Below are 20326 nucleotides of genomic sequence, written 5' to 3' on the forward strand. Positions count from 1 at the left end.
TCTGGTCCCCCAGAGGCTCATGCGTAAAGAGCGAGGTATTGATGAGACAGGTGAGCGCCAGTTCCTCCTGTCCGTAGGGCCACCTCTCCGGTGGGTGCCGGTGCTGCAGGTCCACCGTGAGGTAGTGACGCTCCCCGGGCCGGGCCGTCCGCGGGTAGGAGACCACCGGCTCGATGGAGATGGGCTCGCTAGCCATTCGAGCCTCCCGCAGGCTCCAGCTTCAGGTAGGCCTCCGGCGTCCCATAGAAGACGTACATGAACTTGTACACGTAGGCTCGCCGAGACGCATTGTCACTCGCGTCCAGCTTCTCGAAGGCCTCCTTGCGCACCTGGCGCAGCAGTTCTGGAATGCAGACCCCGTCCTTCCCCTTGGCCGCCTCCAGAATGCGCGCGCCGATGGCGGCCGCGATGCTCTCGTCGATCCGCCCCATCACTCCCAGATACGCACCCGCGAACGTGCCCAGGAACTTCTCCGGCAGACCCGCGATCCCCAGGTCATCCCGCTGCAGCAGACCGGAGTGGCACGCGTTGATGAAGGCCAGCGGCCGAGCATGCTGGGGATACATCGGAAGGTTCCGGGCGATCCGCGTGAGCGCAGGCTCGGAAGCATTCGGATCCGGCTCGCCTTCCTGGAGCTGGCCGTGGCTGGCAACAAACAGCATCGCCAACGGCTTGGACACCTTGCGCAGACCCTTCCCCAACGTCTCGACGTCATCGAAGGGCTCATGACATCCCTTCAACGCCTTCAGCTCCTGCTCCGCGTGCTTCAGCTCAGCGGCTGCCACGTAGGACATGGCATGGCCAGACCAATCCTTGCGTTCCAGCCGCAGCGGGATCTCCTCTCCCTCGATGGCGTCCACCGTCCTCAACCACCGCACCACCTTGATCAGCGCACCGATGGGAATGGGCTCGAGCGCGAGCGACTGCTCCTTCTGGGAGGGCAGCTCCAGCATCTCCCAGGGCACGCGGGTCTCTGCGCACTCCTGGATGATGAGGGTGACCTCCTTCCGCGCTTTCACCCGCTCCTCCAGCCATCCCCGCAGCTGTCCGCACGTGCGACGGAAGAAGGTCCTCACGTTGTCGAAGATCTTCTCCGTGTTCGGCTTCCCCAGCGGGTCCAGCAGGTTCCGAGAGGGCTCTGGCACCACGAGCTTCCCGCTTGAGCCCGCCTTCACGGGGAACCAGTGCAGCCGCAGCTGCTGGTCCGTCGACTCGATGTGGAGGAAGGCCGTGGCCTCTGGGTCCTTCGGGGCCGTGTCCAGGTCCACCCGGACCTTCTCCCGCAGCTCCTCGGACAGGCTCCACACCGCAGCCAATTCGGCCGCGACATGGAGCTCGAGCGCCCGCACCTCCTGCGTGCCCAGCGAGCCACGGTGCAGGCTCAGCCGGCCCTGCACACCTGCCGCGCCGGGCTCCGTCTTCAGCCAGAACTCCCGTGTGGACTGGCGGCTCTCAAGCTCCGAGAGCACAACGCTCGCTGCCTCGCGCTGCACCTGGATGCCCGGTGCGCCATCCCACACCAGCGAGAGGGGCTCGGCCTCGGTGAGCTCCACCGCGCCGGCCTCGTCCTGGCCCGCAGGCGACAAGAGCACTCGCACGCTGAACGTGTTTCCAGGCGCGAGGTGGAAGCGCCCCTTCTCGGGCTCCACCGCCGCGGGCGCTCCCGCAGAGGCCAGCACCACCACCTCCACCCGGGTGCGCACGCCCACGGACGCACTGCTCTTCGGCGGCGCCACTGAGACTGCAGGCCGGGAGATGGCGTTCTGGATCAGGCTCATTCCCGTGCTCATGGGGGCGCGCCTCCCTCCGCCTGCTCCGGCGGCCCGAAGTCCACCAGCCTCGCGCCCAGGGCATCCGCGAGCTGCACGGGCAGATCCTTCAGGCTCGCCAGCGGCGGCCTCAGCACCACCGCCGCCACCTGCCGCATCCCTCGCAGCTGCGCGGCGACCCGGAGCGCATCCTCCACACCCTGGCGGCCCACGGGCGGCTGGAGTTCTCCTGTCTGGCTCGCCTTCAGCGGGATGTTGCCCCGTCCATCTGTGACCACGACGAGCCACGCATGGTGTGCGGCCGCTCGCCCCACGCGAAGCGCACGCCGCAACGTGGCCAAGGCCAGATCGAGCCCATCCGCCAGCGGCGTGGCCTGCCCCGGCTCGGCCTCCAGGGCGCGAGCCACCGCGGGCACGAGCAGGTTACGCCCCATGACCCTCCGCGCCCGCAGCTCGCTCTCCTCCTGCGCACTGCCGTCCCCGCGTGCCCCCACCTGGATGACGCAGACCTGGGCCCGCTCCACGTAGGCCTCGGACAGGTACGGCATGAGCGCCTGCTGCCAGCCCTCCGTCAGGCTCGTGAAGTCCAGGACCAGCGCCAGCAGGTGCTGAGGCACAGTCGCCCGCCGGTACGCGCGCAGGTCCGAGCGCGTCAGCAGCAGGCCCCTTCGCCGCGAGCGGGACTTCCTCCGGCGGAGACGCTGGTATGGGGCCGCAGCCAGCAGGCTGCTCACGATGGCCAGATCCTGCATGTCCCTGGCGGGCTGCACGCCGATGACAGCGCCTCGGCCTGTGGCGCTCACGCCTCCCTGAGCGGAGGGCAGCCGCAGCGGCGCGTGCTCCCGCTGGATCAGCGTGGTCCGCTCCACCTCCAGCGGAGGAAGCGCGGCGGAGGGCAGGGCCTCCGCGGGAGATACCTGGGCAGGCACCACGGTCACCGAGGGAAGAGAACTCTCCTCGGGCTCGATGACCGGAGGCGGCTCCAGAAGCGGAGGGACAGCGCCAACGAGCGGCTGCACTTCCTCTCCGCCCGGCAGAGGCGAACTCGGGGCACTGGGGAGCTCGGATGGCTTCGGGGCTGGGGCCGCCTCCTCCACGGGCGCTGGGAGCTGCAGCAGCCGCGCGGCCTCCTGGACCTGCGCCGCTCGAAGCTCCACGGGCAGCCCACGGGCCGTCTCCGCCGCCGCAGCCGTGAGCTGCGCCAGCGCCGACGCCATCCTCCCGAGGGTCAGCAGCCCCCGGTGGCCTGCACCGGACATGGGAGGAAACCGCTGGAGGATCGCGGCTCGGGCCTCGGCCGTCATCTGGACCTGCACCTGGGCCGCACGTCTCAGCCGCGAGGACTTCAGAACGTCCAAGCCCGCCTTCTTCCGAGACGGCTTGCGCGGCTCGGGCTCCAGGGCTCGCAGGAGCACCTCCGTTGCATTCCCCGGCATGGAGGGGGCGCGGACGCGCAGGGCAAACCGATCGAGCAGGTGTGGCGAGACCTCGCCCACCTCCGCCAGGGCGCAGCCTGCCAGCCAGTAGCATTGCGGCCGGAAGCGGCGCACCTGCCCCACCCGCTCGACGGAGACGTGCTCCGCGCCCATCCAGCTCACGCACGCACGCAGCGCCGCCAGCGACAGCCGGGCCAGATCTGGGATCACCACCAGCCGGGGCGCGGCGGAGTCCAGCAGCCCGGGGCGCCGCCACTCCTTCGGCAGCGAGTCATCCAGCCCCCAGAGATCCTCCTCTGTCGTCCAAGGCCCCAGCTGCACCTGGCGCGCGCGCACCCCGAGCAGCGCCAGGTTTCCGAGCCACGCCTCCGCCACCTGCTCCAGCAGCGGCGCGGGAGCGTCATAGAGGACCAGGTTCCCCAGGTCCTCGCGAAGGCTCGCGCACTCGAGCAGCCGCTCAAGCGGTGCCGGGAGCAATCCCGAGGGCCTTGTCGACGAGCGCGTCATCCACCTCGCTCCAAGCGGCGGCTTCCCGCTGCGAACCATGCTTGCGCCGGTGCGCCAGCGCCAGCGGAGCCACCCTCTGGATGTCCTCGGCCGAGACCACGCTCCGGCCCTCGATTGCCGCCAGTGCCCGTGCCGCTCGGGCCATCACCAGCTCGCCGCGGTGTCCCTCCACGGAGAGCGCCTTGGCCGCGCGGATGCACGCGTCCGCCAGCGCTCGCGGCAGCTCCACCTTCGGCAGCCGCTCCCGGGCTTGAAGGAGCCGCTTGCGGCAGGTCCCATCCTCCTGCTCCGCCGCGCGCCGTTGCGCCGCGTCCTCCATGCCCAGCACCCGCTCGAGGATCTGCCCTCGCACCTCCGGCTCCGTCTCCGCCTTCACGGTCACCATCAGCCCGAAGCGGTCCAGCAGCTGCGGCCGGAGCGTGCCTTCCTCGGGGTTCATCGTGCCCACGAGGACGAACTGGACGTCCTCCGTCTTGTTCAGCCCCTCGCGCTGCACCACCAGGACTCCCGTGGAGGTGACGTCCAGGATGATGTTGACGATGTGGTCGTCCAACAGGTTGACCTCGTCCACGTAGAGCAGCCCGCCGTGCGACTCCTCCAGCAGGCCCTTCTGGAAGACGGTCTTCCCATCGATCAGATCCTTGATGCGCCAGCCCCCCACCACCCGATCCTCGGTGGCGTTGATGGGCAGGTTCACCAGGGGCTGATCCTTCTCCCCCATGGCCATGCGAGCGAAGGCACGGACCGCAGTCGTCTTGCCCGTACCGCGCTCTCCGCTGAGCAGCACGCCGCCCATGCGAGGCTCCACGAAGCACAGCTCCAGCGCCCGCTTGACCTGGGCCTGCCCGACGATGGCGCTGTACGGCATCTGCGGAGGAGACCGAGGCGGCGCGGACCGAGCCGCAGCTCGCTTCTTGCCCGCTCTCTGAAACTTGCCCGTCATGAGGGTTCCCTCTTCCCCACGATACCCTCCGCCAGACCGGCGAGGGTGCTGAAAGTCGCCTGGTGGATCCCGAGCCCCCAGAAGAAGGCCGTGATGTGCGCGGTCCAGCCGCCCCAGGTCAGGTCATTGGCCCACAGGGTCATGAGGCCCACCAGCCCCGCGATGAGCGCCAGGAACACAGAAACCGCCAGCTCGATCTTCCACCGCCACCCGGTGACAGACTGAAGATCCAGCGGCCCCGTGATGGGCCCGATGCCCCCCGCAGGCGCTCCGATGGCGAACGTGGGCGCGGAGGCCGCGAGCGTCAACAACGTGGGCCGTGCCATTACGGGCTTGGAGCGGTCCCCCGCGGGGGTGAGCACTTCCTGAAGCCTCTCCCGGACCGTCTCGAAGGTTGCGGTGGCCTCGGTGAGCTTGCCCCCTGGGGCATTGCGCACAACGTCCTGGAGCAAGGGCTCCAGCTTCTCGAGTTCCGCTTTGAGCGCCTCGCGGTCCTTCGTATTGAGTTCGGGGTCCTCGTCGATGGTCTTCCGATGGCGCGGGAACTCGGCCAGCAGCGCATGGGCGCCTTCCTCGAGGAACAGCCGGCGCGCCCGCGTGTAGGCCGCGAAGGCCGCGTCCATGTTCACGGCCTGCTCGACCGTGGCCAGTTCGGCTCGCACCCGCTTGCGCAGCGCCTTCCAGGGGTTCTCCGAAAACCCCAGGGGTGCCTGCTCGGAGAGCTGGGAGTCCAGCTGTCGCACGAGCAGCGGAAGGTAGGCGCGGCGGGCCCGGTCGTAGGCCTCAAAGGCCTCCCGGGGCTCGTTGGCGACCACATGCCTCAGCGCTGTCTCCAGATGCGGGGTCACCTCCCGCTCCAGCATCGACCCATCCGGAGAACCATGGCTCACCTGCACCTCGGCCAGCAGCTCCCGGATGGCGGTCTTCAGCTCGCTGCGCACGGCGTCGGCGATCTGCTGAGGGACCTGCATCAGCTCGCCGCGGGCCTTGCCGAGTTCCTCGGCCTGAGCCTGGGAGTCGAGCAGCCGGCTCTCCGCCACGGAGAGCAACTGGGCAAAGGTCTCTTGCAAGGTGTAGGGGCGGACCTCACGGACCTGCCGCCGGATCCCCACCCACACGGCCCACAAGTCGCACTTCGCTTGAAGCACGAGTTGGCGCGTGCCTGCCTCCGCGGCCTTGAGTGAGCCCGCCGCGATCCGCGCGTTCATCCGGTCCGCCTCGTTCAGGACGCCGAGGAGCACCCGTCGCTCCTGGGGCTCGAGCGGGTCCAAGGCCTGAGCCGCCTGCTCCAGCTCCCGGCGAAGCAGGAGCACACCGTGCTGAAGCTCCAGGCGAGGCTGAACGCGCTGAACGACCCAGCGCAGAAACATGGACAGGCCGATGCCCAGGCCGATCCAACCGAAGGCCAAGAACCACGGCTCCTTGAGGAACACGCGGACCTCCTGCTCCACCGCCTGCGAGCCCTCACTGCTGAAGAGCAGCGTCCCCTTGTACTCCCCTGCTCCCGCCAACCCCTTCAGCACGATCCGGGCCTCCGTGGGAGCGCCCTCCTTCAAGGGGATGTTCTCGGGGCTCTTCACCTCCACGGGCGCCTGGAACTGCAGGGCATCCTTCCGAACCTGGCTCATGCCGACCACGCGGGGCACGACGGTGAGCTCCGGGCCCGAGGTCAGCTCGAGTGTGGCCGCAACGGAGGCCTCACTGTCCCCCCACAGTGCCGTCGTCCCCTCTACCGGGAGCAGATTCTTCACCACGACGGGCAGGGGCCGAAGGCCGCGCACCACGGAGAGAGGCACGCGCATGGGCGCGTCTCCATGGATCAGAAAGAGATCTCCCGAGTACGTGCCCGCCGCGGGCAGCTGCGCCCTCAGCGTCAGCGACACGCTCCCGAACGCCGGCACGGGCACCGCGGTGTCCTGGCCCTTGCCGCCGAGATCCCACTGGACGAACCAGAGCTGTCCATTGGCGTCCCGGAGCGGAGTGACAACGACCTTCAGCGACTCCACGGCAGCGGTGGTGGTGGACTGAATCCGCAGCACCTGATCCAGCGTGGGCGTCGCGAGGGGCAGCTTCACGCCCTCGGTGGTGTGCGCACCCAGGATCTCCAAGGTGGGCTTGTCCTCCGGGGCGGACCAGGCCACCCAGGACACCAACCCGAGTGCCACCAGGCACAGCCCCTTGAGTGAACGCCAAGGCAGCATCGCTCCCCTCCCCCCTGGCGCTTACCACAGCGGCCCGTAGCCGCCCCTCCTGATCACGCACGGCGCTCAGGACCACCGCATCCATGACCGCTTGACTTCCCTCAGCCGGGGCTCTATTTAACCATCAAGTTAATAAACCGGTTGGTTATATATGGCCTCTGCGCAGCTCGATCTCACCTTCTCGGCCCTGGCCGACCCCACGCGGCGGGCGATCCTGGCGCGCCTCTCTCGAGGAGAGGCCTCGGTCCTGGAGCTGGCGGAGCCGTTCGACATGAGCCTGCCGGCCATCTCCAAGCACCTGAAGGTGCTGGAGCGCGCGGGGCTGATCACACGGGGCCGGGATGCGCAGCGGCGTCCCTGCCGGCTGCAAGCGGCGCCTCTCAAAGCGGTGGCGGACTGGACGGAGCACTTCCGCCGCGCCTGGGAAGAGAGCTTCGACCGGCTCGACGAGTACCTACAAGAGATGCAGGAGGAGGAAGAGGACCATGACGACCAGAAGAAGTGAGTCAACGCCCGAGGGAGCTGCCATGCACGCCACCACCCCTGAAGTGTCGAGCACCGCCGATCGCGAGATCATCATCACGCGCGTCTTCAACGCGCCGCGAGAGCGGGTGTTCAAGGCCTGGACGGATCCGAAGCACGTGGATCGCTGGTGGGGCCCGCGAGGCTTCACGAACCAGACGTTCGAGATGGACGTGCGGCCAGGCGGTGTGTGGCGCTACATGATGCACTCCGCCGAGCACGGCAACTACCCGAACAGGATCGTCTACCTGGAGGTCGTGAAGCCCGAGCGGCTCGTCTACGACCACGACGCCGATGACGGGAACCCTCCCCACTTCCGGGTGACGGTGACCTTCGCCGACAAGGGCCAGAAGACGGAGCTGACCATGCGCTCGGTCTTCCCGACAGCTGCGGCGCGCGACAAGGTCATCAGGGAGCACGGCGCCATCGAGGGCGGAAACCAGACGCTGGATCGGCTCGGAGAGTGGCTGGAGACGGCGTAAGCGCGTCCGTCGCGTGCAGGAACAGGCGCAGCAGGCCCGCGACATGGCTGGCCGCCATGGGGATGATCCGCTCGGCCTGCTCCGCCAGCTCGTGGCGAGGCACCGGCTTCCGGAGTCCCCGCTTCATCAACCAGCGTCCGAGCAGGTTGTGAGTGCGATCCGGAGTGAACTGCTGCGTGAAGCGGGCCAGCCCCTCGACCAGCTCCGAAGGGCGCTGCGCCTGAGGGGCGCTCGGAACACGCAGCGTGGCCAGCTGCTCCATGTGCGCGTCGACGTACCACTCATAGGGATCGCTCTCGTGGGCGACCCGGTGCACGTGGACGGGACAGGCCATGTCCGTCAGCACATGGCAGGCGCGGCCCAGCTCGAGGAACGCCGCAGGCACCCGGCCCTGACGATAGAGAGCGACGGCTCTGGAGAAGAACCGCTCGGTCTTCCAACGAGCGCCCGGCCACAGGAAGGGCAGGAACCCTCCCGGCAGGCCCGGGCCGTAGAAGTGGCTCAGCGAGAGGTGCTCGAAGACGACGCGCACCCCCGGGACAAAGAAGACATCCTCCCGCAGGGCACCGAGGATGAGCGCCTTGCGGTAGCGGCGAACCCGCGGAGCATCGAGCTCACGCACGGCCATCTCCAGGACGAGGAGCTGCCCGTTCAGTCGCATGGGAGCTGCTCCAGGCACTCCTCCATCAGCTCCAGAAGTTGGGCGTAGCGAGGGCGGCCGCCGTGCTGGTGGCAAAAGCCTTTCACGTCCTCGAACCACGAGCGCAGGCTCTCAGGGGGCAGTTCCAGCGCCTCGAGGGTCTCGCGCAGATCGGACTCCGAAGCAGGCTCAGGCTGGGACATGCCCCAGGATCCTAATGAGGAGTCCACGAGAGCAGGGGCAAAAACGAAGACGCCCGGGGGCCATGAGGCTCCCGGGCATCCGGACTTCAGAGACGCTTCAGATCAAGGCGAGTACGTGCCCTTCATCGTCACGTTGGTGTAGGTGCTGTAGCCGCGCGAGCAGGCGTACCAGGTGCCCGCCGCCGGGCTGCTGATGGTGCACGTCTCCGTGCTGCCGCTCAGGTACGGACGGCAGGTGTAGCTGCTGGTCGTCGGAGCCGAGCCCTGCTTCACGAACAGGTCCGCGTCGCCCGTGGTGCCCGTCTTGCCCACCTGGTTGAAGACCAGCGAGGTCTTCCCGCTCGGCACGCTCAGCGTGTAGCAGGTCATCGCGCCCGTGGCGCCCCCGTAAGGAGCCGTCTCCACGCCGTTGGCCAGCACGTTGCCACTGCTGCCCGTGGTGTACGAACCCTTCAGGCTCACGCCCGAGGCGGCCGAGTAGCCGAGGAGCTTCACGTAATAGGTGCCGGCGGTCGGGGTGGCGATGGTGCAGGTCTCCGTGTTGCCGTTCACTTCCGAGCGACAGTCGTACACGGTGCTGGTCGGCTCGGCGCCGGCCTTCACGTACAGGTCCGCGTCACCCGTGCCGCCGCTCAGGTTGAACGTCAGGTTGCTGGCGCCCGTCGGCACCGCCAGGGTGTACGCGCACGTCCAGGCGTTCGCGGCCACGGAGATACCCGACACCGTCACGCCGTTGGAGAGCGTCACCGGCGTGCACGTCGTGGGAGGAGTCCCGTCATCCGTCGGCGGCGGGGTGTTGCCCGTCGTCGCGCCCTTGGCCAGCTCGCCCAGGAAGGACACCGCCAACTTGGCGAACTTCACCGAGTTGTTCGCGGTGCCGCCCATGAAGGTCAGGGTGTCGCCCGTGGTGTGGATCTGCGGGTTGTCCGTGGTCATCGTTGCCTCGAAGGGCATCGTGGACGGGTAGCCCGCGCTGGTCCAAGAGGCGTGATCCGAGCAGCCGTAGCCGCAGGTGATGTTGGTGATCTTGGTGCCGCCCAAATCCGGCTGGTAGGTGTTGATGAGGCTGACGGTGAAGTTGTTCAGCGTGGCGTTGGTGTTGTCCGTCACCATGGCGAACTCGTATTGGGAGCCCTTGTAGTTGGTCATGTCCAGCTGCAACACGCCCACCACGTTCGTCCCGGCGCTCTTGAACGAGTTGGCGATGGCGGCCGAGCCGTTCAGGCCCACCTCCTCGGCGGCATAGGCCATGAACTTCACCGTGCGCGCCGGCTTGTAGCCGTTGGCCACGGCCACGCGGAAAGCCTCGGTGAGCGAGGCCACGCCCGAGGCGTCGTCATCCGCGCCCGGAGCGGCGCCCGTGCTGCTGCTCTGGTTGATGGAGTCCAGGTGGCCGCCGATCACCACCACCTCGTTGGGCAGCGTGGTTCCGGTGATGGTGGCAATCACGGACGGCTGCGTCCACGTATGCGTGAAGAGCGCCACGGAGATGTCCGAACGCCCGTTGGCGATCGTCGTCCACTGGCTCTTCAGCCAGTTGGCCGCGTCCGCGCCCGCCTGCACGTTGTAGCGGCGCGTGGTGAAGTTGGTGGACAGCGAGTTGATGGTGTTGCGGATGTTGAGCTCCTGCACTCCGCTCAGCATCGCGTTCACCGACGGGCCGTTGTTGATGAAGTAGGAGGTGGCCAGCAGCGACGGCGGCGGCGGGCTGTTGGCGATGTCCACCTCCTTCAGGGCCTCGGCCTCGGAGTCAAAGGTCTTGAAGCCCGCGCAGCGGTTGAGCTTCGAGTGCATCACCCCGGCGATCTGGTCGATCTGCGACTCGGGAATGTTCAGCGCCGACACACCCCCCTTCTCCTTGAGCGGGGTGGCCAGCGCCAGGCCCTGGCCCGTGAAGGCCTCGCGCACCGTGGGCAGCGCGTCCGAGCCGATGGTGATCCACACCCTCTTCTCTTGCACCTTGTCCAACTTGCCTTGCTGCGGAGCCTGGGCGAACGCGGGAGCGGCACAGGCGAGACAAGCGATGATCGGAACGGATTTCCTCAGGGTCATACGCGGCTTCTCCTCGGCGCTGGGACTGCTTCGTGGGGGATTCCTCGAACCTGCTTTCCGTGAATGGCGGGAAGGCAGGGTGATTGCGCCAATTCTGGACCTTAATGAAAGTCCCGTATGGAGCACCAGAAACCACATGGATTTGTTTTCACGCCTGGGTAGCGCGTTTCATACCCCTGCCTCGTTTTGCTGGTGTAGCAACGAACTTCGAGGCCACGTGCGCTCGGACAATCCCTGAAGAGAACGGGCATGACACTTGCTCCCAGCCATCCCCCACGGAGGCTTCTTCATGGTGAATTGTCTACAGTCCCCGCGTCCGTTCGAGCTGCCTTGGCGTCCGCTCAGTGTGTCCGTTCCGCGCCAGCAGCGGCGCCCTCCCCTCTGGCTGCTGGGGCTCTTGTGCCTCTCCTGCTCGTGCTTGGGCTACGGGAAAACCCAAGTCCCGGAGTGCAAGAGGAACCTCAAGGCCATCTTCACGGCCTTCATGGTCACCCAGAACAGCCCTCGCGGCAGCGAGCCCCCGCTGGGCGAGCAGCTCGGCCCCCTCGTGGAGCGCGGCAACCGCTACGCCTACTTCGTGGGCGAGGGCCCGCTGGAGCAGCGCAGCGGCAAGGACGCCCAGCGCGTGGCCGGGGCGATGGGTGTCGGCGTGGACCTGTTCAAGTTCCAGAACGCACGCCCGCTCACGCTCAGGGATGTTCCCTCGGCCGTGGCCGCCGAGGTGGGGCTCCACGGAACGTGTCCAGACTGCCGGCTCGTCGCGGCCTGCGCGGGAGACACCGACAACAAGCCCCTGGATGCCCCCGACGTGTGGAGCATCTCGAGCGAGGATCGCGTGATCGACGGAGAGACCATCCCTGCGGGCCAGCCCTACCACCACCTCTGGGACACGGACGACTGAGCCCTGGCGTGGAGAGCGTGCCTCCAGTCCTCATCCTCTGGGGCAGCTCATTGTCTCCCACTGAACCCGCGTGAGACAGCGAGGGCCGGGCAAGCCGCGCTCCATTACCATTTGAGCCCCCGGCGGTGGGGGGCGCCTCCTGGGAGCAGCACCTCGGGCGGAGTGTCTACCCACCGTGTCGGACTGGCCCTGGTCTCCGGGCCATGCCCTCTCTGGTTCTGGAGCACATCCATGAGCGCGTCCCCGGCGAAGACTCCCCAGGTGCTGGATCCCGAGCAGGTCGTCCGAGGGCTGCATCCCCTGATGATGAAGGGGAGCCTCACGCTCTCCGTCGCGATCACCCTTCAGTTCGTGGGCGAGTGGCGGACGATGGCCTGGGTCTTCACGCTGAACTCCGTGCGCATCCTCGCCAACATCCTGCTGTCGCGTTTCATCCGCCTCCGGCTCTCGCAGGCCTCGACAGAGTGGATCCGGATGTTCATCAACGTGTCGAGCCTGTCGGCGACAGGGGTCGTCACGGGGTGGAGCCTGTTGCTGTGGATCTACGTTCCCTTCGCCATGCTGTGGATCTACGGGATGGAGAAAGGGAGCCGCATCCGGGCCGCCGTCTATCTGGCGATCATGGACACGGTGGCGCTGCTGACGGGCTGTGAGCCGCACCAGCCCGTGGCCTTCACGCTCATCGCGGTGCTGGTCTTCCTGTTGACGGAGAAGCGGGCGGAGCTGCTGCAACAGTCGCTGGAGCACATCATCCAGCAGCGCGAGCAGCTAACCCAGGCGCAGGGGCGGCTGCGGCTGCTGCACGAGCGGGCCTTCGAGCAGGAGAAGCTCTCCAGCCTGGGCATGATGGCCGCGGGCGTGGCGCACGAGATCAACAACCCGATGGCGTTCGTCACCAGCAACATCCACGCGCTGGCGAAGGATCTCCAGCAGCAGCACCCGCTCCCGCCCGATCTGCTGAAGGAGTACCAGGAGGAGGTGCTGCCAGCGACGATGGAGGGCATCCGGCGGGTGAACGCGATCGTGTCGGACCTGAGGCACTTCGCGCGGGGCGATGCGGAGGTGCCTTCCGAGTACGACCTGAACGCGGAGGCCAAGGCGGCGCTGCGCATCGCCCAGAACCAGCTCAACCACTGCGAGGTGCAGGTGCAGCTGGGCGAGGTGGGCACGGTGGTGGGCCGGTCGCGGCAGATCGTCCAGGTGATGGTGAACCTGCTGATCAATGCCGGGCAGGCGACGGGCTCGGTGGGCACGGTGCGGCTGTCCACGCGCCGGGTGGGCGACGAGGTGCGGGTGGAGATCCGCGACACGGGGACGGGAATGACGCCGGACACGCTGCGCAACCTGTTTCAGCCGTTCTTCACCACCAAGCCGCCGGGCATGGGGCTGGGGCTGGGGCTGGCGGTGGCCCATGGCATCGTCACCGGCCAGGGCGGCCGCATCGAGGTGGAGAGCGAGCCCGGCCGAGGCTCGTGCTTCACCCTCCACCTGCCGCGCGTGGCCCGCGGCACTCCGGGACATGCCAGCCCGCTGCGGGCCGTGGCCGCGTAGCCCGGTGGCTCAGAGCTCGACGATCGACTTGAAGCCGCCGTAGATCATCCGCTTGCTATCGAAGGGGGTTTTCTTGGGGTCCATCATCGCGGACAGGCGCGGGTCCTTCATGACCTGCTTGTTGATGCGGTCCCGCTGCGCGCGCGACTTGTAGACGATCCACGAGAACACGACGACTTCGTCCGCCTTGAGCTTGACGCTCTGCGGGAACGACGTGCGCTTGCCCGGCTTCACGTCGTCGGCGACACACTCGATGTACTCGAGCGCACCGTACTCCTTCCAGATCTTCCCCGCCTTCTGGGCCAGGCGGCGATAGGCCTGCACGTTCTTCTTGGGCACAGGCACGACGAAGCCATCGACGTATCTCATGAATCCTCCCCTGTCAGTGGAGAGGCGACCCTGTCCCAGAGCGGGCAGGCGCTCAAGTCTTTGTGCTGGCGAGTGAACAGCCCCGAACGCTCACTGCGGCGCTGCCTCTTCTGGGCGAGCCTGAGCTAGGATCTCCCCCACCTCGCCGAGCCTCGAGCCCGCGCTGGGTGACAGACCATGACGTGGGGGGACTACCGATGCTCGAAGCCGAATACCGTGTCACAGTCCTCACGGCGTCTCTCGCGCCCTACCCGCTCTGTTCCATGACCTGAGCTTTCCGATGACCAACCGGATCTGCTTGATCACGCGCTTCATCGAGCGGAGGAAGACCGGCTTCGGCGTTGCCCGCCTCATGATGATGAGCGGCGTGAACGTCCGCGCCTTCCGTCCCGAGGATCCGGAGACGCCGGGGACTCTGGATCGGGTCCAACAAGCACTTCCCGAGCTCCTCTCCTCCCAGGAGATTCAGGAGCTCGAACGCTTTCTCGCGGAGGAGAGGACATGACGCTCTCGATCGGAGTCGGAGTCGGAGATCACCCGGATATCCGGCCAGCGGTTCAGTCGGCGGTCCTGCAGGCGCGGGCCCAACTGGGCAGGGTGCTCCCGCAGGCGGCCTACATCACCTGCACGGTGGATCACGATGCCGCACAGGTGCATGCCGCCTTCCAAGAAGTCCTCGAGGGCGTGGCCCTGCACGGCGTCACCACCTCCCTGGGCATCCTCACACCGGATGGCGTGCGCAACCCGGGCAGCGGCGCGGTCGCGGTCATGCTCCTGGGCGGCGAACCGGGAACCGCCTTCACCTCCTCTTCTCAGGAGGCCGATGGGCGCAAGGCAGGAGAGGCCGCAGCCCGGGAACTGGTGCAGCAGGCCGGCGGCAGGCAACCGAAGATGATCCTGTTCAACGCCTCACCGGGCCTGGAAGAGGACATGCTCCAGGGCATCGCGAACATCTGCCCAGGCGTGCCCTGCCAGGGAGGGAGCGCCGCGGATCATACGATCTCTGGGCAGTGGAGCGTCTTCACACAGCAGGGCCCCGTCACCTCGGGTCTGTCGCTCCTGGGCATCTTTGGAGAGGTGCGGCTCGGCACCTCGCTGTCGACGCCCTACGCCGCCACGGGCACGCGGGCCCGAGCCACGGGGACGCAGGGGCGCACGTTGAAGACGCTCGACGGCCAGCCGGCCTCGCAAGTGTTGGGGCAGTGGCTCGACGGGGCCATCGATCGTCAGGTCCGCTCGGGAGGCAACATCCTGGCTCAGACGGCGCTGCGTCCCATCGCGGTGCGGAGGACCGCGGGTTCTCGGGAGCACTACGTGACGGTCCATCCGGCCCAGATTCACGCGGCCGAGGGAACCGTGGAGGTCTTCGCACGAATCGATCCGGGCGACGAGGTCTGCCTGATGAGCGGCAGCCCCGAGGCCCTCGTGGGCGATGTGGCGCACCTGATCGACTCGGCCCTGGCGCAGGGCGGGATGACCGTGCGAGAGGTCAAGGGCGCGGCGCTCATCTTCTGCGCGGGGTGTGCGGGCGCGCTGGGGGCACGCATTGATGAAGGGCTCCGCTCGTTCCAGCGCCTGCTGCCCGGAGTCCCCATGCTGGGGCTGTGTACCTTCGGCGAGCAGGGACACATCCCGGGGCTTGGGAACGTGCACCAAGACCTGTCGCTCAGCCTGACCCTGTTTGCCTGAGGCCAACGCTATGTGCGGCCTCGGGCCCGCGCGTTCAAGGACCCTTTTGCTCCGGATGCTCCCATGAGCCGTCCTCGTCCCAGCGTGGGCTGGCTCAGGAGGGTTCCCATCCCCCTGCTGCTCCTGACGCTCTGGGCTGTGGGCATCGGGCTCTTCTCGCTGAAGCAGGAGACGGAGCTCGCGGCCCACCGCGCCGAGGAGGAGGCCGTCCGGCTCCAGTACGACGTGGCGGAGCATGTGCGCACCAGCGTCCACGAGGCCCGCGAGCGGGTGCTGCGCACCACCGGGATGATGCTGGTGCTCGCGGGAGGGATGGGGCTCATCCTCCAGTTCTTCCTGGGGCGGCGCATCCGGCATCTGGCGGCGGAGATCCAGGAGTTGGTGGATCAAATCCCCGGCGCCCAGCGGGCCGAGCCGCGTGAGGGAGACGCGCTGGTCAAGCTGGACGACGCCTTCCGCCACATCGCGGAGCAGCTCGGCCGCAGCCGGGCGCGGCTCGAGGAGAACGAGGAGCGCTTCCAAACGATCATCGAGCGCTCACCGGACGCCACATTCATCCATTGGGAGGGGAACGTCGTCTTCAACAACCCGGCGGCGGCCACGCTGCTCGGCTATGAGCAGGCGGTGGAGCTTCAGGGCCGGAAGATCGAGGAGCTGATCGTCCCGGAGGACGCGCCCGTGCTGACGGATCCCTCGGCGGAGGGGACGCCCCGGGAGGTCCACTGGCTGCACCGCTCGGGGCGGAAGGTGCTGGGCGAGGTGGTGACGTTCCCCATGCTCTTCGAGCGGCAGCGGGTCCGGGTGTCAATCGTGCGGGACATCACCGAACGCAAGCAGCTGGAGCAGAAGCTGCGCACCGCCGACCGCATGGCCTCGCTGGGGACGCTGGCGGCGGGCGTGGCGCACGAGATCAACAATCCCCTCGCCTTCATGCAGAGCAACGTGCGCTTCGTCCTGGAGGAGCTGCGCTCGGTCGCCATGGACTCGGACCCGGCCAGCCGGAAGCGGCTGCTGGAGCTGGAAGAGGCGCTCCTGGAGACGCTGTCCGGTGGCGACCGGGTGAGCGACATCGTGCGGGATCTCAAGACGTTCTCGCGAGGGGACGACGGGGGCCACGGGCAGGTGAACATCCACAGAGTGCTGGACCTGTGTGCGAGCATCGCCCGGAACCAGCTCCGCCACCGCGCGAAGCTGGTGAAGAACTACGGTGAGGTTCCCCTCCTCCAGGCCAACGAGTCCCGGCTGGCGCAGCTCTTCCTGAACCTCATCATCAACGCCGCGCAAGCCATCCCCGAGGGCCGTGACGTGAACGCCAACGAGGTGCGCCTCACCACGCGGCAGGAGGGCTCCTGGGCGGTGGTGGAGGTCAAGGACACGGGGGTGGGCATCCCCCCGGAGAACCTGCACCGGCTGTTCGACCCGTTCTTCACTACCAAGCCTGTGGGAGTAGGGACAGGACTGGGCCTGTCCATCTGCCACGGCATCGTCACGGCCCTGGGAGGGCGCATCACCGTGGAGAGCGAGCCGGGCCAGGGGACCACCTTCCGCGTCTTCCTGCCTCTGAGCAGATGAGCAAATGCATCTCTAAGCGAGGTCTGCGTGACTTCTCTTATGCTGGCACCCATGAATGGGCTCCGTGCATGAAGAACAAGAGAGGCGTCGAGGAAACCGAGTTGCTCCGAGAGGCCGCGCAAGAAAGACCGGGAGGTCAGCAGACTGCGCGGAAGGCTGCAGCCATCCTGGTCGATTCTGGCCAGGGGTTCATCCTGCCCACGGCAGCACAGCGACGAGCGCTACTCATTGCGTTCGCCCAGGCCGGCTTCGTCATCTATGGGAAAGCCTTTGATGCGGTGAAGATCAAGGTGCCCATCGACCTGACGGATCCAGAAGATATTGGCCGTCACTTGGACGACCTTGTCATCTACGAGATCAAGTCCACGGGGAAGTCCACTGTCCAACCTGACTTCCGGCGCTATTTTTTTTCGCTCTCCACCGCTGAGTTGCTTGTTGCCCAGAATTTGGGGAAGCGCTTCAAATTCGTGTTTGTCAACACGCTGACGCGCCACCATGTCGAGCTCTCCCTGCCGGAGGTCTTCGCTCGCGCTCGCGGCATCTACCCCACCTGGAGCATCCAATTCTGATCGTTCCCTTTGGGGCTTCTCAGCTCACAAAGGGTTTTACGAGCAGCTGCTGCTGAAGAGTTGATTCCGGACCGGGGGCGGAGTGAGGTAGCAGGTCATGAGCTCCTCGCCTCGCCCCACCGTGCTGTGCCTCGCCAGCTTCTTCAAGGGCAACCGCTTCCTCCAGCGGCTCCATGAAGAGGGTTGCTACGTCATCCTCATCACTTCGGACAAGTTCAAGAACGAGGAGTGGGCCCGCCAGTACATCCACGAGTTCCACTCCGTGGCCTCTTTCGAGGACCGCAATGCCCTGCTCCTCGGCGCCGCGTGGCTGTTCCGGGAGCGCCGCATCGATCGGATCGTGGCCCTCGATGACTTCGACGTGGAGGTGGGCGCCGCCCTGCGCGAGCACTTCCGCATCCCTGGCATGGGCGACTCGGCCTCGCGCTTCTTCCGGGACAAGCTCGCCATGCGCATGAAGGCCCAGGAGCTGGGCATCCGCGTCCCCCGCTTCACCTCGGTCTTCCACCACGCGGACGTCGCGAAGTTCCTCTCCGAGGTTCCCGCCCCCTGGCTCATCAAGCCTCGCTCCGAGGCCTCCGCCGTCGGCATCAAGAAGCTGAAGACCGCCGAGGAGGCCTGGGCCACCCTCCACGAGCTGGGCGATCGCCAGTCCTTCCACGTCTTGGAGCAGATGATCCCAGGCGACCTGTACCACGTGGACTCGCTCACCCAGGACGGCAAGATCGTCTTCGCCGAGGTCGGCCACTACGGACGTCCCCTGCTGGAGGTGGCCCATGAGGGCGGCATCTACATGACGCGCACGCAGCGCCGCGACTCGAAGGAGGCGAAGATGCTCACGGAGATGAACGCCCAGGTGCTCCAGGGCTTCGGGCTCCGCCGGGGCGCTTCACACACCGAGTTCATCATCGGCCGCGATGACGGCCTGCCGTACTTCATCGAGACCTCGGCCCGCGTGGGCGGCGCGAACATCGCGGAGACGGTCGAGGCCGCCACCGGCGTGAACCTGTGGAGCGAGTGGGCCAAGCTGGAGATCGAAGGCGAGGGCTACGCCTACAAGCCGCCCCAGACACGCCAGGAGTTCGGCGGCGTCATCATCTCGCTCGCCCGCGACGAGTACCCGGACACCTCCTCCTTCAACGAGCCGGAGGTCGTCGACCGGCTCAAGAAGAAGCACCACATCGGGCTCGTCGTGCGCGCCCCGAAGGCGGAGCGCGTCGAGGAGCTGCTCGAGAAGTACCTGCAGCGCATCGCCCAGGAGTTCCACGCCTCCCTGCCCGCGCCGTCGAAGTCGACCTCGTAATCCAGGGGCGGAGCGGCGCTCAGCTCCGCTGCCGGGCCTCGAGCGCCTCCACCAGGGCCGCGATGGGTGAGCCGGTCGGCTTGCCCGCCTGCCAGTCCGGAGGCGTCACCACGACACCCGAGATGTCCAGGTGCACGAACGGCAGCTGGGAGTTCTTCAGCCCGGCCGCCACGTCGATGAAGGCAAACGGCCCCTGGTGCCCGCGCGCCGTGTCCACGCTGGCCAGCCGGTTGCTCGACAAGACGTCCTCGGTCGGGGCCTTGGGCGCCACGAACTGGTAGTCCTCGCGCCGAGGCCGCGTCGTCTCCAGCGGCTCCCCGAGCAGCTCGCCCGCCTCGGCCAGCGTCCGGATGAAGCCCTGCGCCCGCGCCGGACCGTTCTCGATGGCGCCCACGTAGGGCCCGAACGCCCGGTACACATGGCCCGTCAGCGTCGCCACCGAGACCAGCGTGGCCGTGGCCGGATCCGCGCCCTCCTTGAGCGCCGCGAGCAGATCCGCCAGCACCAGGCGGCCCTCCGCGTCCGTGTTGCCAATGCGGACCCGCACGCCCGAGCGCGCCGGGATGATCTCGTCCGAGACGAACGACTCGTCGCCGATGCTGTTGCGCACCATGCCCAGCAGCGCGATCACCCGGAGGCCGGGGATCTTCCGCTCGGCCAGCACCCGCACCAGCCCCGCCACCGTCGCCGCACCGCCCTTGTCGCGAGACATGCCGGCCATGCCGCCGTTCGTCTTCAGGTCCGCGCCGCCCATGTCATAGGTGACGCCCTTCCCCGCCAGCAACAGCGTGCGCGTGACGTGCCCCTCCGGCACCCAGTCCAGGCAGACCACGCAGGGCCGGTGACGCTCCACCCGCATCGACGCCCGCGCCACCGCCGCCAGCAGCGGATAGCCGGACACGTCCTTCTGCACCGCGACCCTCACGCCCGTGCCCTTGAAGGCCGCCTCGCAGTACTCGGCGAACCGCAGCGGGGTGAGCCGCTCTGGACCGCCCGTCACCAGATCGCGGCACATCGCCCTGCCCTTCTCCAGCGCGTTGGCCCGCGCGGCCGCCTCGCTGGACAGGTTCAGCACCGAGAGCTTGCGCAGCCGCACCGGAGGCGCCTTCCGGGCAGGAGACTCCCGGGCCTCCAGCGGCTCCCACGCGGTGGCCACCGCCGAGAGCGCACACACCTCCAGCGTCCGGGCGAACCGAGCCCCGTCCGGCACCGCGACCGCCAGCAGCGGCTGAGAGGCCCCCGCCTGCACCGCCCGGGCGATGGCCGTGGCGGCCGCCTCGGACAGCACGCGGCAGTCATCCGTGTCGTGGGCGATGGGCGCAGTGGGCGCCAGGACCACCCGGCCTCCGGGCGCCGAGGGCACCGCCACCACGGTGGGCGCGGGGCTGCCCTCGGCCAGGGACTGGTCCACCGAGAGGGCGGCCTCCAGCGCCCGCCGCCACTCGTCCGGCAGGCCCAGCTTCTCCAGAGAGGTCCTCAAGGGCGCGGGGGCGACCACCACCAGCGCGTCCGAGTCCTTCGCCGCCGCGGAGGCCTCCGCAGCACCTTCAATCACGGGGAGTGTATTCACGTGCGGCACCATCCCATAGCTCGGCCCCAGAGGAGACGAGGAATCCA

At 67.9% G+C, this 20326-nt stretch carries 18 protein-coding genes; 9 read left to right on the plus strand and 9 right to left on the minus strand.

From position 1 onward, the window contains the following. Positions 1 to 188: 188 nt before the first annotated feature. From DB31_RS25930 to DB31_RS25945, 4 genes are read right to left on the minus strand one after another with little or no spacing between them, the layout of a single operon-like run. Positions 189 to 1790: a hypothetical protein gene (locus DB31_RS25930; RefSeq protein ID WP_044192389.1), complete on the minus strand. Its 1602-nt coding sequence runs from the start codon at positions 1788 to 1790 to the stop codon at positions 189 to 191. Next, positions 1787 to 3712, minus strand: coding sequence for a hypothetical protein (locus tag DB31_RS25935; protein ID WP_157232173.1), 1926 nt, complete (start codon positions 3710 to 3712; stop codon positions 1787 to 1789). Before DB31_RS25935 ends, DB31_RS25930 begins: the two co-directional genes overlap by 4 nt. Then, on the minus strand, positions 3663 to 4655 hold the full coding sequence (locus tag DB31_RS25940; RefSeq protein ID WP_052420235.1) for a magnesium chelatase ATPase subunit I: 993 nt from the start codon (positions 4653 to 4655) through the stop codon (positions 3663 to 3665). The genes DB31_RS25935 and DB31_RS25940 overlap by 50 nt, the downstream gene beginning before the upstream one ends. Beyond that, the gene (locus tag DB31_RS25945) at positions 4652 to 6856 is read right to left on the minus strand and encodes a hypothetical protein (protein ID WP_044192392.1); all 2205 of its coding nucleotides are present in this window, start codon (positions 6854 to 6856) and stop codon (positions 4652 to 4654) included. Before DB31_RS25945 ends, DB31_RS25940 begins: the two co-directional genes overlap by 4 nt. Positions 6857 to 7007: 151 nt before the next feature. Here DB31_RS25945 and DB31_RS25950 point away from each other — a divergent pair, with 151 nt between their 5' ends. After that, positions 7008 to 7361: an ArsR/SmtB family transcription factor gene (locus tag DB31_RS25950; protein ID WP_044192394.1), complete on the plus strand. Its 354-nt coding sequence runs from the start codon at positions 7008 to 7010 to the stop codon at positions 7359 to 7361. A gap of 22 nt (positions 7362 to 7383) precedes the next feature. Next, a complete protein-coding gene (locus tag DB31_RS25955; RefSeq protein ID WP_044192396.1) occupies positions 7384 to 7860 on the plus strand; it encodes an SRPBCC family protein in 477 nt (158 codons plus the stop codon). Here DB31_RS25955 and DB31_RS25960 read toward each other — a convergent pair. The 3 genes from DB31_RS25960 to DB31_RS25970 all read right to left on the minus strand — a co-directional run bounded on the left by DB31_RS25960 (position 7787) and on the right by DB31_RS25970 (position 10755). Then, a complete protein-coding gene (locus tag DB31_RS25960; RefSeq protein ID WP_044192398.1) occupies positions 7787 to 8521 on the minus strand; it encodes a zinc dependent phospholipase C family protein in 735 nt (244 codons plus the stop codon). The two genes, DB31_RS25955 and DB31_RS25960, sit on opposite strands and share 74 nt — an antisense overlap. After that, positions 8512 to 8703, minus strand: a complete 192-nt coding sequence (locus DB31_RS25965; RefSeq protein ID WP_044192400.1) for a hypothetical protein — start codon at positions 8701 to 8703, stop codon at positions 8512 to 8514. Before DB31_RS25965 ends, DB31_RS25960 begins: the two co-directional genes overlap by 10 nt. Positions 8704 to 8805: 102 nt before the next feature. Beyond that, entirely contained in the window at positions 8806 to 10755 is a 1950-nt protein-coding gene (locus DB31_RS25970) for a M20/M25/M40 family metallo-hydrolase (RefSeq protein WP_052420236.1), read from the minus strand. Between the two features lie 289 nt (positions 10756 to 11044). Here DB31_RS25970 and DB31_RS25975 point away from each other — a divergent pair, with 289 nt between their 5' ends. Both DB31_RS25975 and DB31_RS25980 read left to right on the plus strand, forming a co-directional pair. Then, positions 11045 to 11656, plus strand: coding sequence for a hypothetical protein (locus tag DB31_RS25975; RefSeq protein WP_157232174.1), 612 nt, complete (start codon positions 11045 to 11047; stop codon positions 11654 to 11656). A 231-nt stretch (positions 11657 to 11887) separates the two neighbouring features. Next, positions 11888 to 13207, plus strand: coding sequence for a sensor histidine kinase (locus DB31_RS25980; protein WP_044192402.1), 1320 nt, complete (start codon positions 11888 to 11890; stop codon positions 13205 to 13207). Positions 13208 to 13216: 9 nt separating this feature from the next. Here DB31_RS25980 and DB31_RS25985 read toward each other — a convergent pair whose 3' ends face one another. After that, positions 13217 to 13576, minus strand: coding sequence for a DUF1428 domain-containing protein (locus tag DB31_RS25985; RefSeq protein WP_044192404.1), 360 nt, complete (start codon positions 13574 to 13576; stop codon positions 13217 to 13219). 280 nt (positions 13577 to 13856) lie between these two features. Between DB31_RS25985 and DB31_RS25990 the strand changes: the two genes are divergently transcribed. From DB31_RS25990 to DB31_RS26010, 5 genes are all read left to right on the plus strand, one after another. Then, on the plus strand, positions 13857 to 14081 hold the full coding sequence (locus tag DB31_RS25990) for a hypothetical protein (RefSeq protein ID WP_044192407.1): 225 nt from the start codon (positions 13857 to 13859) through the stop codon (positions 14079 to 14081). Beyond that, the gene (locus DB31_RS25995) at positions 14078 to 15265 is read left to right on the plus strand and encodes an FIST signal transduction protein (RefSeq protein ID WP_044192409.1); all 1188 of its coding nucleotides are present in this window, start codon (positions 14078 to 14080) and stop codon (positions 15263 to 15265) included. Before DB31_RS25990 ends, DB31_RS25995 begins: the two co-directional genes overlap by 4 nt. A 63-nt stretch (positions 15266 to 15328) precedes the next feature. After that, complete coding sequence (locus tag DB31_RS26000) at positions 15329 to 16837, plus strand: two-component system sensor histidine kinase NtrB (RefSeq protein WP_052420238.1); 1509 nt, start codon at positions 15329 to 15331, stop codon at positions 16835 to 16837. Positions 16838 to 16905: 68 nt separating this feature from the next. After that, a complete protein-coding gene (locus DB31_RS26005) occupies positions 16906 to 17406 on the plus strand; it encodes a hypothetical protein (RefSeq protein ID WP_205628566.1) in 501 nt (166 codons plus the stop codon). A gap of 97 nt (positions 17407 to 17503) precedes the next feature. Beyond that, positions 17504 to 18709 carry an ATP-grasp domain-containing protein gene (locus DB31_RS26010; protein ID WP_044192411.1) on the plus strand — a complete coding sequence of 402 codons (1206 nt, stop codon included), beginning with the start codon at positions 17504 to 17506 and terminating at the stop codon, positions 18707 to 18709. Between the two features lie 19 nt (positions 18710 to 18728). Here DB31_RS26010 and DB31_RS26015 read toward each other — a convergent pair whose 3' ends face one another. Then, positions 18729 to 20279: a M17 family metallopeptidase gene (locus tag DB31_RS26015; RefSeq protein WP_240486892.1), complete on the minus strand. Its 1551-nt coding sequence runs from the start codon at positions 20277 to 20279 to the stop codon at positions 18729 to 18731. Positions 20280 to 20326 lie beyond the last annotated feature (47 nt).

Source organism: Hyalangium minutum, from assembly GCF_000737315.1.
Classification (GTDB): domain Bacteria; phylum Myxococcota; class Myxococcia; order Myxococcales; family Myxococcaceae; genus Hyalangium; species Hyalangium minutum.

What these genes read in the sequence shown, in the direction of transcription:
- DB31_RS25955 (WP_044192396.1), top strand. Translation starts at nt 7,384, where the DNA reads ATGCACGCCACCACCCCTGAAGTGTCGAGCACCGCCGATCGCGAGATC.
- DB31_RS26010 (WP_044192411.1), top strand. Translation starts at nt 17,504, where the DNA reads ATGAGCTCCTCGCCTCGCCCCACCGTGCTGTGCCTCGCCAGCTTCTTC.
- DB31_RS25965 (WP_044192400.1), bottom strand. Translation starts at nt 8,703, where the DNA reads ATGTCCCAGCCTGAGCCTGCTTCGGAGTCCGATCTGCGCGAGACCCTC.
- DB31_RS25945 (WP_044192392.1), bottom strand. Translation starts at nt 6,856, where the DNA reads ATGCTGCCTTGGCGTTCACTCAAGGGGCTGTGCCTGGTGGCACTCGGG.
- DB31_RS25930 (WP_044192389.1), bottom strand. Translation starts at nt 1,790, where the DNA reads ATGAGCACGGGAATGAGCCTGATCCAGAACGCCATCTCCCGGCCTGCA.
- DB31_RS26000 (WP_052420238.1), top strand. Translation starts at nt 15,329, where the DNA reads ATGAGCCGTCCTCGTCCCAGCGTGGGCTGGCTCAGGAGGGTTCCCATC.
- DB31_RS25995 (WP_044192409.1), top strand. Translation starts at nt 14,078, where the DNA reads ATGACGCTCTCGATCGGAGTCGGAGTCGGAGATCACCCGGATATCCGG.
- DB31_RS25980 (WP_044192402.1), top strand. Translation starts at nt 11,888, where the DNA reads ATGAGCGCGTCCCCGGCGAAGACTCCCCAGGTGCTGGATCCCGAGCAG.
- DB31_RS25935 (WP_157232173.1), bottom strand. Translation starts at nt 3,712, where the DNA reads ATGACGCGCTCGTCGACAAGGCCCTCGGGATTGCTCCCGGCACCGCTT.
- DB31_RS25985 (WP_044192404.1), bottom strand. Translation starts at nt 13,576, where the DNA reads ATGAGATACGTCGATGGCTTCGTCGTGCCTGTGCCCAAGAAGAACGTG.
- DB31_RS25975 (WP_157232174.1), top strand. Translation starts at nt 11,045, where the DNA reads ATGGTGAATTGTCTACAGTCCCCGCGTCCGTTCGAGCTGCCTTGGCGT.
- DB31_RS25970 (WP_052420236.1), bottom strand. Translation starts at nt 10,755, where the DNA reads ATGACCCTGAGGAAATCCGTTCCGATCATCGCTTGTCTCGCCTGTGCC.
- DB31_RS25990 (WP_044192407.1), top strand. Translation starts at nt 13,857, where the DNA reads ATGACCAACCGGATCTGCTTGATCACGCGCTTCATCGAGCGGAGGAAG.
- DB31_RS25960 (WP_044192398.1), bottom strand. Translation starts at nt 8,521, where the DNA reads ATGCGACTGAACGGGCAGCTCCTCGTCCTGGAGATGGCCGTGCGTGAG.
- DB31_RS26005 (WP_205628566.1), top strand. Translation starts at nt 16,906, where the DNA reads ATGAAGAACAAGAGAGGCGTCGAGGAAACCGAGTTGCTCCGAGAGGCC.
- DB31_RS25940 (WP_052420235.1), bottom strand. Translation starts at nt 4,655, where the DNA reads ATGACGGGCAAGTTTCAGAGAGCGGGCAAGAAGCGAGCTGCGGCTCGG.
- DB31_RS25950 (WP_044192394.1), top strand. Translation starts at nt 7,008, where the DNA reads ATGGCCTCTGCGCAGCTCGATCTCACCTTCTCGGCCCTGGCCGACCCC.